Raw genomic sequence first — 12,202 nt, forward strand, 5'->3', positions numbered from 1 at the left:
CACCTTACATTTGCTACTCTCTATCGACATAGCAAAATATAGGGTAATAATAGTTTAAACGCGACGCTTTTTAGGCGCACGGCAACCGTTGTGTGGGATTGGGGTAACATCAGATATGCTGTTAATTTTATAACCTAATGCACCTAAAGCTCTTACCGCAGACTCACGACCCGGTCCTGGACCTTTAACCAGAACATCGACATTTTTCACACCATATTCTTGAGCAGCTTTACCAGCTACTTCAGCGGCAACCTGAGCTGCAAATGGTGTTGATTTACGTGAACCACGGAAGCCTTGTCCACCTGAGGTGGCCCAAGCCAATGCATTACCTTGACGATCAGTAATCGTTACAATGGTGTTATTAAAAGACGCATGAATGTGGGCTACGCCCTCTGATACCGAACGACGAGCCGTTTTTTTACGACCACGGGTGTCTTTTGCCATCTTTTAGCTTCCTAAGTTAATTATCTTTTAATTGAACGAATCGGACCCTTACGAGTACGAGCGTTATTTTTCGTGTTTTGACCTCTTACAGGTAAATTACGACGATGGCGAATACCACGGTAACAACCTAAATCGACCAAACGCTTAATATTCATTGAAACTTCACGACGTAGGTCACCCTCTGTCATGTAGTTACCAACTTGAGCACGGATAGCATCAAGCTGCGTGTCATCTAACTGACTAATTTTTGTCGTAGGCTCAATACCAACCGCATCTAAAATCTGCTGAGCGGTAGTACGACCAATACCAAAAATATAAGTCAATGAAATCACTGCATGCTTGTTATCCGGAATGTTGACGCCGGCAATACGAGCCATTGATTTCTCTCCAGTTGTGAAAAATGAGTCTTGGCTAAAAAAATAACCTTACGACTTATGTTTCAGATTGTGCCATTTGACTAGTTAATACTTTATATTCAGTCACTACCAAATATAATATCAAAAACTATGCAAACGACGGCAAGTGGCGGATGATAACTCATCCGCCATAAATATTCAAGTATAAACTCTATTCTTTGTATTCTGAATACTGATTAAATACAAATTAAGGATTAACCTTGACGTTGCTTATGACGTGGTTCTGCTTTACAAATAACATGTACTTTACCTTTACGGCGTACTACTTTGCAGCTACCACAAATCTTTTTTACAGATGCTTGAACTTTCATACTTATCTCCTATAGAACAAACGCTTTGCTTCAAAATCTCTTTGAAACACTATTTAATAAGCGTCTGATCATGATACTGATGTGTCATTAAGTGAGCCTGTAATTGTGAAATAAAGTCCATCACAACAACAACCATAATTAATAATGAGGTACCACCTAAATGGAATGGTATACCAAATGAGGATTGTAATAACATTGGCATTAAACAAATCACAGTCATATAAATCGCACCAATAAAGGTAAGTCGATTTAGTACGTGATCTAGATAACGCTGGGTTTGCATGCCAGGTCGGATACCAGGTATATATGCCCCGCTACGTTTTAAATTTTCTGCAACATCATGAGGACTAAAAACCAATGCGGTATAGAAATAACAGAAAAAGATAATCATTGCACCAAATAGGACTAGGTAAAGAGGCTGACCCGGAGCTAAAACTAATGACATCGTTTGCAAAAACTGCTGCCACATACTAGGATCAGCTGAGTTACCTACCCATTGACCCAAACTTGCTGGAAACATCAACAGAGCACTAGCAAAAATTGCGGGAATAACACCCGCCATATTAATCTTTAGTGGTAAATGAGACTGTTGATTTGCGTAAACTTTACGACCTAATTGCTGTTTTTGCGCATAGTTAACCGGAATTCGACGTTGGGCTCTTTCTATATAAACAATACCAGCAGTCACTGCAATACCCAAAACAGCAAATACGAGTAAAATGATGAGACTTTGAGGGTCGTTCTTAACCATATCAAAAGACTGACCTAGCATACTAGGAACACTTGATACAATACTGGCAAAAATAAGCATGGATATGCCATTGCCGACACCGCGCTCTGTTATTTGCTCACCGAGCCACATCAAAAACATGGCACCTGCAACAAGTGAACTGACAGCAGGGATATAAAACGTCAATCCAGAGGATAAGGTCAGATTTTGACTAATCAGTCCAGTACACATGAAAATGGCTTGAATTGATGCCAAAAAGAGAGTGCCCTGCCGTGTATACTTATTCAGTTTACGTCGACCAGCCTCTCCCTCCTTTTTTAAAGCCTCAAGTGATGGCAATACCGCTGACATCATTTGCACAATAATAGAGGCAGAAATATAAGGCATAATTCCTAAAGCCATAATTGACATTCTCTCTAACGCGCCCCCTGAAAACATGTTAAACATGCTCAAGATGGTGTTTTCGTTTCTAGAGAAAAGTTCAGCTAGGCTATTTGGATTTATTCCAGGTACTGGGATATGTGAACCCAAACGGTAAACAACCAACGCCCCCATTAAGAACAACAAGCGATTCCAAAGCTCATCATACTTACGAATAAACGCAAGTGGATTCATAGGAATAGCAGAGGTAGGCCCAGATTGCTTAGCCATTTAAATTACTCCTCAGTTTCCTCAACTGTGCCACCAGCAGCTTCAATAGCCGCTTTAGCACCTTTGGTCACTTTAACACCTTTAAATGTATAAGCTTTAGTAATCTCGCCAGACAAGATGATACGCGCGCGTTTCATATCATGACGGATAATGTTTGATGCTTTAAGGGTTTCAACGCTCACTACGTCACCATCAATCTTGTTCAGTTCTGATAGACGTACTTCTGCCGTTGTCATTGCCATCTGGCTGGTAAAGCCGAATTTAGGTACTCGACGGAATAAAGGCATTTGACCACCTTCAAATCCGCGACGAACGCCTGACCCTGAACGTGACTTCTGACCTTTAACACCACGTCCACCTGTTTTGCCAAGACCAGAACCGATACCACGACCTTTACGGTGGGCCGTTTTCTTAGCACCAACACCTGGTGATAATTCGTTTAATTTAAGTCCCATTACGCTTCCTCCACTTTAACCATGTAATTGATGCGATTCACCATTCCACGGGTTGAAGGGGTGTCTTCAACTTCGACTGTTTGTCCGATACGGCGTAAACCTAGCCCCATAAGACAAGCTTTATGGCTTTTAAGGCGATGGGCACCAGATTTAATTTGAGTAACTTTCATTGTTTTCATCGTAACTCACCTACTATATATATTTAAAAATGGTTAGCCCAAGATCTCTTCAACAGATTTACCACGTTTGGCAGCCGCCTTTTCAGGAGAAGACATATCGCGTAAACCATTAAAAGTCGCACGAACTACGTTGGTTGGGTTCGTTGAACCATAGCACTTAGTCAATACGTTTTCCACACCGGCAGATTCAAGCACTGCACGAACAGCACCACCGGCAATAACACCAGTACCTTCATTAGCAGGCTGCATATAAACTTTACTTGCACCATGACGGGCTACGATAGGATGCTGTAACGTAACACCATCAAGATCTACTGTGATCATGTTACGTTTTGCAGCTTCAAGTGCCTTTTGGATGGCTGCTGGCACTTCGCGAGCTTTACCACGTCCAAATCCAACACGACCATTACCATCACCTACTACTGTTAATGCAGTAAATGAAAAGATACGACCACCTTTAACTACTTTCGATACACGGTCAACAGAAACTAATTTTTCTACTAATCCGTCGTTTTGTTCTACTTTAGCCATGATTAAAACTCCAATCCATTTTCACGAGCGGCTTCTGCCAATGCTTTAACACGACCATGGTATTTAAAACCACTGCGGTCAAAGGCGACTTTAGTGATACCAGCAGACTTACCACGTTCAGCAATAAGTTTACCCACAGCTGTCGCTGCTTCAACGTTACCAGTAGCACCAGAACGCAATGTTTCATCAAGCGTCGACGCTTGAGCTAAAACTTCTCCGCCGGTTGGAGAAATGATCTGAGCATAGATATGGCGTGGAGTACGGTTAACTACTAACCGATGCACACCCAAATAGCGGATGTGGGCACGTGTTTTTTTAGCTCGACGTAAGCGAGCAGCTTTCTTATCAAACATGTCATTTCACCTTATTTTTTCTTAGCTTCTTTACGAACCACATGCTCGTCACTGTAACGAATACCTTTACCTTTATATGGTTCAGGTGGACGATATCCACGGATTTTCGCAGCAGCTTGACCCAAAGCTTGTTTGTCGTTTGATTTTAAAACGATTTCAGTTTGGCTTGGCGTTTCAGCAGTAACACCCTCTGGCAGTGTATATTCGACTGGGTGTGAGTAACCAACGTTCAATGTTACTTTATTACCAGCAACTTGAGCACGGTAACCAACACCAATCAACTGAAGTTTTCTTTCAAAACCATCAGAAACACCGATAATATAGTTGTTTAACGTAGAACGCATAGTACCAGTGTGCATCCACGCATCTTTTGAGTCAGAAACAGGTGATAAGATCAGTTGATCATCTTCTTGTTTTAGCTCGACCAAATCATGCAGGTGTAAAGACATTGTACCTTTGCTGCCTTTAACTTCAACCTGCTGACCGTTCAAAGTAACACTTACGCCTTTAGGCAGTGTTACTGGGGCTTTAGCCACACGAGACATAGGAATATCCTTTAATAACAGATAAATAACGAATGATTACGAAAAAATTAACAGGCACTAGGCCTGTTAATTTAAATAATCAGCTCTATATTACTCAAGCTTTTACTATTAGAGTTAATAGAGGCCTAAATAAAGGCGCCTATTATAACTGATTAACAGTGTTTTAAAAAGCTAAATAATACAAATTAAAATTTAGGCGACAAATGCGATGATCTCGCCACCAATACCAGCAGCGCGCGCAGCACGATCACTCATGATGCCCTGGCTGGTAGATACGATAGCCACACCTAAACCTTGCTGTACCGACGGGATTGAATCCTTACCACGGTATTGACGAAGTCCTGGACGACTAAAGCGTTTGATTACTTCAATAACAGGCTTGCCTTCATAGTATTTTAATTCAATACTTAATGTTGCTTTGCCATTACCTTCATCAGTTACTTCAGCAGATGCTATGTAACCTTCTGAAACTAGTAAATCAGCAATTGACTTACGTAGTTTTGAGCTTGGCATAGCGACTGAAACTTTACGTGCCATTTGTGCGTTACGAATACGGGTTAGCATATCTGCAACGGTATCTTGCATACTCATAGTATTACTCCCTTACCAACTTGCTTTACGAACGCCTGGTACATCACCTTGCATTACGCGCTCGCGTAAAATGTTACGTGATAAACCAAACTTACGGAAGTAACCATGAGGACGACCAGTAACACCACAACGGTTACGTAATCTTACTGGAGACGAGTTACGCGGTAGTGATTGAAGTTCAAGAATGGCTTCCATTCGCTCTTCATCACTTGCGTTCATGTCACTTATGATTGCCTTAAGCTTCGCACGCTTCTCAGCATACTTAGCAACCATTTTCTCGCGCTTTAATTCGCGATTAATCATGCTCTTTTTTGCCATAATGCTTTATTCCTATTTGAATGGGAAGCCGAATGCTTTAAGCAGTGCGCGACCCTGCTCGTCGGTCTGAGCAGATGTCGTGATAGTGATATCAAGCCCACGAAGGCGATCAATTTTATCATAGTCAACTTCTGGGAAAACGATTTGCTCTTTGATACCTAACGAGTAGTTACCGCGTCCGTCAAATGCTTTTGGAGAAAAACCACGGAAGTCACGGATACGTGGGATTGCGATAGCAATGAGACGATCTAAAAACTCATACATTTGCTCGCCACGAAGTGTCACTTTACAACCAATTGGCCATTCTTCACGAATTTTAAAGCCTGCGACAGATTTACGTGCTTTAGTGACGACTGGTTTCTGACCGGCAATTGCCGTCATATCAGCCACGGCACCTTCCAAAATCTTTTTATCTTGAGAAGCACCGCCAACACCCATATTAAGAGTAATTTTGGTGATCTTTGGTACTTGCATGACATTTTTTAAGCCCAAATCATCTTGAATCTGTTGCTTTAATTTGTCATTGTATAATGATTTTAATCTAGCCATTGCTATTACACCCTTAGTGTTTTACGCAGTCGCCACTACTTCACCATTTGAACGATAGACACGTTGCTTATTGCCATTTTCGTCAAACTGGTAAGTAATACGATCAGCTTTTTGGGTTTGCGCATTAAAAATTGCGACGTTAGAGATATGTAAAAATGCTTCTTGCTTAAGAATGCCACCTTCAACACCAGTTGCCGCATTAGGCTTTTGATGTTTAGTGACAATGTTAATGCCTTCTACTTTAATACGGTCATTTTTTACCGCTAGCACAACGCCTTGTTTGCCTTTGTCTTTCCCAGCAATAACAATAACATTGTCGCCTTTACGTAATTTAGCCATGGGTTACCTCTACAGTACTTCTGGTGCTAGTGATACAATCTTCATGAATTGATCACCACGTAGTTCACGAGTTACCGGCCCAAAGATACGAGTGGCAATCGGGGCTTTATTCTGGTTAAGCAACACAGCAGCATTATCGTCAAAGCGAAGGACTGAACCATCTGGACGACGTACACCTTTTTTGGTACGTACAACCACAGCATTCATAACATCGCCTTTTTTAACACGACCACGCGGTATTGCTTCTTTCACAGATACTTTAATGATGTCGCCGACAGAGGCATAACGGCGATGTGAACCGCCTAAAACCTTGATACATTGAACGCGTCGTGCACCACTATTATCTGCAACTTCCAGAATTGTTTCAGTCTGAATCATTGCGTTACTCCAATCATATGCGAAAAGGCGTTAACTACTGTGTAAAATAACTTTATATAATTAACACTTAAATAAAGCGCTCACTTAGTGTTACCACAAGGGGGCGTATTTTACCAGTAATTAAAGCCAATTGCAATTTGCTTATATTTTTTTAGCTGTTTCAACAACGTCTAGTAACTTCCAAGATTTAGTCTTAGAGATTGGGCGGGTTTCAACGATGCGAACCACGTCCCCTTCATTACAGACATTGTCTTCGTCATGGGCTTTAATCTTTGTAGAACGACGGATCTGCTTACCATACAGAGGATGGCGAACTTTACGTTCAACCAATACTGTAATAGACTTTTCCATCTTGTTACTGACAACCTTACCAGTAACAATACCTACATCTGTGCCCGATTGTTCGGTTTGTTGAATATCGTCACTCATTAGGCGCCTCTTTGTTTTTCATTAATCAAAGTCTTGATTTTAGCAATCGCACGGCGATTTGCTCTGACTTCGTGGGTGCTACCTAGTTGACCGGTGGCTTTGGCCATACGAAGACGAAAGGCATCAAGCTGCTTCTCATCTAGTAATCCAGTCAGCTCTTCTACTGATTTTTCACGTAATTCACTGATCTTCATTACATTATCGTCCGCTTAACAATGGTAGTTTTGAAGGGAAGCTTAGCCGCAGCAAGCGTAAACGCTTCACGTGCTAACTCTTCTGAAACCCCTTCGATCTCATAAAGCATTTTACCTGGTTTGATTTCGCATACCCAGTACTCAACAGGACCTTTACCTTTACCCATACGAACTTCTAATGGCTTTTCAGTAATTGGCTTATCAGGGAATACACGGATCCAGATCTTACCACCGCGCTTAACCTTACGAGTAATAGTACGACGAGCCGCTTCAATTTGACGAGCGGTCATACGACCGCGACCAACTGATTTAAGGCCAAATTGACCAAATGCAACGGTGCTTCCACGATGTGCTAAACCCGTGTTACGCCCTTTATGCATTTTACGAAATTTGGTACGTTTTGGTTGTAACATAGCTTAACCTCTATCTGTGTTTGCTCTGTCTGAACGACGGTTTCCACGTCCGCGGCGCTTAGGGGCACGAGGCTTATCTTCTTTCTTTGGAGGATTGTAAACACTATCCATACCATCAAGAATTTCACCACGGAAAATCCATACTTTAACACCGATAGTTCCGTAGGTAGTCTCAGCACGAACCGATGCATAGTCAATATCTGCACGAAGCGTATGTAAAGGTACACGACCTTCACGATACCACTCAGTACGAGCAATCTCAGCACCGCCTAAACGACCAGACAATTCAACTTTAATACCTTGAGCACCAGAACGCATACTGTTTTGAACCGCACGTTTCATAGCACGACGGAACATAACACGGCGTTCTAATTGACTTGCAATACCTTCAGCAACTAGTCGAGCATCTAAGTCAGGAGAAGTAATTTCTTCGATATTAACCTGAGCAGGAACACCCATCATGTTGGTCAACTCTTTCTGTAACTTCTCAATATCTTCACCTTTTTTTCCGATAACAATACCAGGACGCGCCGTTGAAATCGTGATTTTAGCGGCACCCGTAGGGCGCTCAATCATGATATGGCTTATCATAGCGTTATCTAGCTTTTTGCGAAGATAATCACGTACTTGAATGTCATTTAAAAGATATTCAGAGTATTGCTTAGGGTCTGCATACCAGTTAGCGTTGTGCTTTTTGACAACACCAAGACGAATTCCGATTGGATGTACTTTTTGTCCCATGAATTATTCTCCTACCTTAACTGTGATGTGACAGGTACGCTTACTGATACGATCAGCACGACCTTTTGCACGTGGTAGGATACGCTTTAGCGTGATGCCTTCATCCACATAGATAGTTGATACTTTTAGGGTATCAATATCTAGACCGTGGTTGTGCTCAGCATTGGCGATTGCAGATTCAAGACATTTCTTGACAAATACTGCGCCTTTTTTGTTGCTGAACGCAAGGATATCCAAAGCACGCTCGATAGACTTACCACGAACTTCATCTGCGACAAGTCGAACTTTCTGTGCCGAAATGGCGGCACCGCGTAATTTTGCAGTTACTTCCATAGTGAGCACCTTATTTTTTTGCTTTCTTGTCAATGCCGTGACCGCGGTATGTGCGAGTCGGGGCAAATTCACCTAGTTTATGGCCAACCATTTGCTCACTAATAATAACCGGTACGTGAGTACGGCCATTATGAACAGAAATAGTTAGACCAACCATTTGTGGTAAAATCATCGAGCGACGTGACCAAGTTTTAATTGGCTTGCGAGAGTTAGACTCGATAGCAGTTTCTACTTTGGCAAACAGATGCGCATCAATGAATGGACCTTTTTTCAATGAACGAGGCATGAAATTTTTCCTTTATTTCTTCTTGGCGCGACGGCGACGGATGATCATACTGTCAGTACGCTTGTTAGAACGCGTTTTAAGACCTTTGGTCTTCTGACCCCATGGCGTTGTTGGATGTTTACCCATTGTACGACCTTCACCACCACCATGTGGGTGATCGACTGGGTTCATCGCTGTACCGCGAACCGTTGGGCGAACACCACGCCAACGTGATGCACCTGCTTTACCAAGTGATTTTAGGTTATTTTCAGTATTAGAAACTTCACCAATGACTGCACGGCAATTAATGTGTACACGGCGAGTTTCACCAGAACGTAAACGTAAAATAGCATAAATGCCATCTTTGCCGAGTAACTGAACTGAAGCACCGGCTGAACGCGCAAGTTGAGCGCCTTTACCGATTTTAAGTTCGATATTACTGATCGTCGTACCTACTGGGATATTCTTAAGGGGTAGACAGTTACCTGGACGAATTGGAGAAGTCTCGCCAGACATCACTGAATCACCAACTTGTAATTTCTTAGGTGCAATAATATAACGACGCTCACCATCAGCGTACTTAAGTAATGCAATATGAGCAGTACGGTTAGGATCGTATTCAATACGCTCTACTGTCGCTGGGATATTGTCTTTAGTACGTTTAAAGTCGATGATACGATAGTGTTGCTTGTGCCCACCACCGATATGACGTGAGGTTATACGACCATTATTATTACGACCACCTGATTTGCCTTGTGCTTCAACAAGTGGAGCATGCGGACGACCTTTATAAAGGTGTGGATGCACCACTTTCTCAACAAAACGGCGACCTGGTGATGTTGGCTTTGCTTTTACGATAGGCATAATTTGTATCCTTATTCGTTGTTCGCTGTTTCGCTAGTCGATGCTGCAGTATCTGCAACCTCTTCACCAGCATCAGCCATTTGACCATTTTGAACAGCTGCTTGACCAGCTTTTAAGGTAACATAGGCCTTTTTATAGTCATTACGACGGCCGATATTTTTACCAAAACGCTTCGTCTTACCTTTAACATTTAATGTGTTTACTTTAGTTACTTCAACACCATCAAACATTAACTCGACTGCTTTTTTGATTTCACGCTTAGTGGCATTCTTATCTACTTTAAATACTTGTACACCTAGCGAGTCACCTAGCAGCTGAGATTTTTCTGAGAACACAGGCCCTTTTAAGACCTGATAAAGTCTTGCGTTATTCATGCTAGTGCTTCCTCAAATTGTTTCGCTGCGTCAACAGACATGATGACTTTATCAAACGCAATCAAGCTAACAGGATCCACTTCATTAGTGCCTAGTACATTCACATGTGGAATGTTACGAGCAGCTAAATAAAGGTTTTCATCAACTTCATTGGTCACGATTAATGCTTTAGGTGCATTAAGTTCTGCCAATTTGCTTATCAGCTCTTTTGTCTTTGGAGCTGAAACAGTTATTTCATCCACTAAAATAAGACGATCTTGGCGAACTAATTCAGCTAAAATACACTGCATAGCACCACGATACATTTTACGGTTCACTTTTTGTGACCAATCTTGTGGTTTGGCAGCAAATGCTCGACCACCACTACGCCAGATAGGGCTACGAATAGAGCCTGCGCGAGCACGACCTGTACCTTTCTGACGCCATGGCTTGATACCACCGCCAGAAACTTCAGCACGAGTCTTTTGTGCGCGGGTACCTTGACGTGCGCCTGCTAAATAAGCAGTGACGACCTGGTGAACGAGGGCTTCGTTGAATTCACGACCAAATGCCGTGTCAGACAGCTCAACCGCTGCGCCTGTAACAGTTTTTAAATTCACGTTAATCCCCTTGCTTAGGCTTTGATTGACGGACGTACGATGACATCGCCACCATTGGCACCAGGTACGGCACCTTTAATGACGAGAAGACCTTTTTCAGCGTCTACTGACACGACTTCAAGTCCTTGAACGGTAACTTGTTTGTTACCCATTTGCCCTGGCATTTTCTTACCTTTGAAAACTTTACCTGGGCTTTGGTTCTGACCTGTTGACCCTAGTACACGATGCGAAATAGAGTTACCATGAGTCGCATCTTGCATACTAAAATTATGACGCTTTACGCCACCTTGGAAGCCTTTACCTTTACTTTGACCTGTAACATCAACAAGTTGCCCTGCTTCAAATAGGTCAGCAGCAATTTCACCGCCAGCTTCACGTCCTTCTAGCTCTTCTTCTGTAACACGAAATTCCCATACACCACGTCCTGCTTTTACGCCGGCTTTGGCAAAGTGACCTTTTTGTGCTGCTGTTACGCGGCTGTCACGACGCTCACCTGTGGTGACTTGGATGGCTTGATAGCCGTCAGTGTCATTCGTTTTGATTTGAGTAATGCGGTTTGCATCGACCTCAACGACTGTTACAGGAATAGAAGCGCCTGTTTCAGTGAAGACACGGGTCATGCCGCATTTCTTACCGACTAAACCGATCGCCATGTTAAACCTCTTTAATATCTTCAATTAATAGTTTGGGGTAATATCTAAAAGTCGCGCTATATTAATCATTACGCTTAATTATTGACGCGCCTTTGATTAACCCAATGCGATTTGAACGTCTACACCAGCAGCCAAGTCCAACTTCATCAATGCATCTACGGTTTTATCAGTAGGTTGCACGATGTCAAGCATACGCTTGTGAGTACGAATCTCGTACTGATCTCGCGCGTCTTTGTTGACGTGTGGCGAGGTTAGGACGTTGAAACGCTCAATGCGAGTAGGCAACGGTACAGGACCACAAACTTGCGCACCAGTGCGCTTTGCGGTATCGACAATCTCTTGTGCCGACTGATCGATTAATCTATGATCAAAAGATTTTAGTCGGATACGGATTCTCTGGTTAGCCATGCCAGCAAGCTCCTAATAAGTGGTTTTATCATTATTAATAGCCTTTAATAGGTTTTTAATGATAAATAGCCGTTATATAAATGATTTATTTTTTGGTTAAATCGTGATGCTAATCACACTCAACATTTTCAAAAAACAA

25 protein-coding genes are annotated in these 12,202 nt (G+C 42.4%); all 25 read right to left on the bottom strand.

The window, feature by feature from the left end; all coding sequences use genetic code 11:
- Positions 1-54 precede the first annotated feature (54 nt).
- The 25 genes from rpsK to rpsJ all read right to left on the bottom strand — a co-directional run bounded on the left by rpsK (position 55) and on the right by rpsJ (position 12,063).
- Positions 55-444, bottom strand: a complete 390-nt coding sequence (gene rpsK / locus AC21OG_RS02425) for a 30S ribosomal protein S11 (RefSeq protein ID WP_486545975.1) — start codon at positions 442-444, stop codon at positions 55-57.
- Between the two features lie 20 nt (positions 445-464).
- Positions 465-821 (bottom strand): 30S ribosomal protein S13, encoded by a 357-nt coding sequence (rpsM, locus tag AC21OG_RS02430; protein ID WP_486545976.1) that lies wholly within the window; start codon positions 819-821, stop codon positions 465-467.
- A 233-nt stretch (positions 822-1,054) separates the two neighbouring features.
- Positions 1,055-1,171 (bottom strand): 50S ribosomal protein L36, encoded by a 117-nt coding sequence (gene rpmJ / locus AC21OG_RS02435; protein ID WP_007394227.1) that lies wholly within the window; start codon positions 1,169-1,171, stop codon positions 1,055-1,057.
- Between the two features lie 49 nt (positions 1,172-1,220).
- On the bottom strand, positions 1,221-2,552 hold the full coding sequence (gene secY / locus AC21OG_RS02440) for a preprotein translocase subunit SecY (protein WP_486545978.1): 1,332 nt from the start codon (positions 2,550-2,552) through the stop codon (positions 1,221-1,223).
- Between the two features lie 5 nt (positions 2,553-2,557).
- On the bottom strand, positions 2,558-3,007 hold the full coding sequence (gene rplO / locus AC21OG_RS02445; protein WP_486545979.1) for a 50S ribosomal protein L15: 450 nt from the start codon (positions 3,005-3,007) through the stop codon (positions 2,558-2,560).
- Positions 3,007-3,186 carry a 50S ribosomal protein L30 gene (gene rpmD / locus AC21OG_RS02450; RefSeq protein WP_486531042.1) on the bottom strand — a complete coding sequence of 60 codons (180 nt, stop codon included), beginning with the start codon at positions 3,184-3,186 and terminating at the stop codon, positions 3,007-3,009. Before rpmD ends, rplO begins: the two co-directional genes overlap by 1 nt.
- A 33-nt stretch (positions 3,187-3,219) precedes the next feature.
- Positions 3,220-3,717: a 30S ribosomal protein S5 gene (gene rpsE / locus AC21OG_RS02455; protein ID WP_486545981.1), complete on the bottom strand. Its 498-nt coding sequence runs from the start codon at positions 3,715-3,717 to the stop codon at positions 3,220-3,222.
- Positions 3,718-3,719: 2 nt separating this feature from the next.
- Entirely contained in the window at positions 3,720-4,070 is a 351-nt protein-coding gene (gene rplR, locus AC21OG_RS02460; protein WP_486545983.1) for a 50S ribosomal protein L18, read from the bottom strand.
- 11 nt (positions 4,071-4,081) lie between these two features.
- Positions 4,082-4,615 carry a 50S ribosomal protein L6 gene (rplF, locus tag AC21OG_RS02465; RefSeq protein ID WP_486545984.1) on the bottom strand — a complete coding sequence of 178 codons (534 nt, stop codon included), beginning with the start codon at positions 4,613-4,615 and terminating at the stop codon, positions 4,082-4,084.
- 192 nt (positions 4,616-4,807) lie between these two features.
- Entirely contained in the window at positions 4,808-5,206 is a 399-nt protein-coding gene (gene rpsH, locus AC21OG_RS02470) for a 30S ribosomal protein S8 (protein WP_486545985.1), read from the bottom strand.
- 12 nt (positions 5,207-5,218) lie between these two features.
- Positions 5,219-5,524 (bottom strand): 30S ribosomal protein S14, encoded by a 306-nt coding sequence (rpsN, locus tag AC21OG_RS02475; protein ID WP_486545987.1) that lies wholly within the window; start codon positions 5,522-5,524, stop codon positions 5,219-5,221.
- Positions 5,525-5,536: 12 nt separating this feature from the next.
- A complete protein-coding gene (gene rplE / locus AC21OG_RS02480; protein ID WP_486545989.1) occupies positions 5,537-6,073 on the bottom strand; it encodes a 50S ribosomal protein L5 in 537 nt (178 codons plus the stop codon).
- A gap of 21 nt (positions 6,074-6,094) precedes the next feature.
- Positions 6,095-6,412, bottom strand: coding sequence for a 50S ribosomal protein L24 (gene rplX, locus AC21OG_RS02485; protein ID WP_486545991.1), 318 nt, complete (start codon positions 6,410-6,412; stop codon positions 6,095-6,097).
- Between the two features lie 9 nt (positions 6,413-6,421).
- Positions 6,422-6,790 (bottom strand): 50S ribosomal protein L14, encoded by a 369-nt coding sequence (gene rplN, locus AC21OG_RS02490; protein WP_007394238.1) that lies wholly within the window; start codon positions 6,788-6,790, stop codon positions 6,422-6,424.
- A 141-nt stretch (positions 6,791-6,931) separates the two neighbouring features.
- A complete protein-coding gene (rpsQ, locus tag AC21OG_RS02495; protein ID WP_487377303.1) occupies positions 6,932-7,219 on the bottom strand; it encodes a 30S ribosomal protein S17 in 288 nt (95 codons plus the stop codon).
- Positions 7,219-7,413 (bottom strand): 50S ribosomal protein L29, encoded by a 195-nt coding sequence (rpmC, locus tag AC21OG_RS02500; protein ID WP_486545994.1) that lies wholly within the window; start codon positions 7,411-7,413, stop codon positions 7,219-7,221. Before rpmC ends, rpsQ begins: the two co-directional genes overlap by 1 nt.
- Positions 7,413-7,826 (bottom strand): 50S ribosomal protein L16, encoded by a 414-nt coding sequence (rplP, locus tag AC21OG_RS02505; RefSeq protein WP_486545995.1) that lies wholly within the window; start codon positions 7,824-7,826, stop codon positions 7,413-7,415. The genes rpmC and rplP overlap by 1 nt, the downstream gene beginning before the upstream one ends.
- A 3-nt stretch (positions 7,827-7,829) precedes the next feature.
- Positions 7,830-8,567, bottom strand: a complete 738-nt coding sequence (gene rpsC, locus AC21OG_RS02510) for a 30S ribosomal protein S3 (RefSeq protein WP_486545996.1) — start codon at positions 8,565-8,567, stop codon at positions 7,830-7,832.
- Positions 8,568-8,570: 3 nt separating this feature from the next.
- Positions 8,571-8,900 (bottom strand): 50S ribosomal protein L22, encoded by a 330-nt coding sequence (gene rplV / locus AC21OG_RS02515; RefSeq protein WP_011959717.1) that lies wholly within the window; start codon positions 8,898-8,900, stop codon positions 8,571-8,573.
- Between the two features lie 10 nt (positions 8,901-8,910).
- Positions 8,911-9,186, bottom strand: coding sequence for a 30S ribosomal protein S19 (gene rpsS, locus AC21OG_RS02520; RefSeq protein ID WP_486545998.1), 276 nt, complete (start codon positions 9,184-9,186; stop codon positions 8,911-8,913).
- A 12-nt stretch (positions 9,187-9,198) separates the two neighbouring features.
- Positions 9,199-10,029 (bottom strand): 50S ribosomal protein L2, encoded by an 831-nt coding sequence (gene rplB / locus AC21OG_RS02525; protein ID WP_486545999.1) that lies wholly within the window; start codon positions 10,027-10,029, stop codon positions 9,199-9,201.
- A gap of 11 nt (positions 10,030-10,040) precedes the next feature.
- Positions 10,041-10,403, bottom strand: a complete 363-nt coding sequence (rplW, locus tag AC21OG_RS02530) for a 50S ribosomal protein L23 (protein WP_486546001.1) — start codon at positions 10,401-10,403, stop codon at positions 10,041-10,043.
- On the bottom strand, positions 10,400-11,002 hold the full coding sequence (rplD, locus tag AC21OG_RS02535; RefSeq protein WP_486546003.1) for a 50S ribosomal protein L4: 603 nt from the start codon (positions 11,000-11,002) through the stop codon (positions 10,400-10,402). Before rplD ends, rplW begins: the two co-directional genes overlap by 4 nt.
- Positions 11,003-11,016: 14 nt before the next feature.
- Complete coding sequence (rplC, locus tag AC21OG_RS02540; RefSeq protein ID WP_486546004.1) at positions 11,017-11,655, bottom strand: 50S ribosomal protein L3; 639 nt, start codon at positions 11,653-11,655, stop codon at positions 11,017-11,019.
- A 96-nt stretch (positions 11,656-11,751) separates the two neighbouring features.
- Positions 11,752-12,063: a 30S ribosomal protein S10 gene (gene rpsJ, locus AC21OG_RS02545; protein WP_007394248.1), complete on the bottom strand. Its 312-nt coding sequence runs from the start codon at positions 12,061-12,063 to the stop codon at positions 11,752-11,754.
- Positions 12,064-12,202: the final 139 nt, after the last annotated feature.

Source organism: Psychrobacter sp. CX5 (assembly GCF_057621535.2).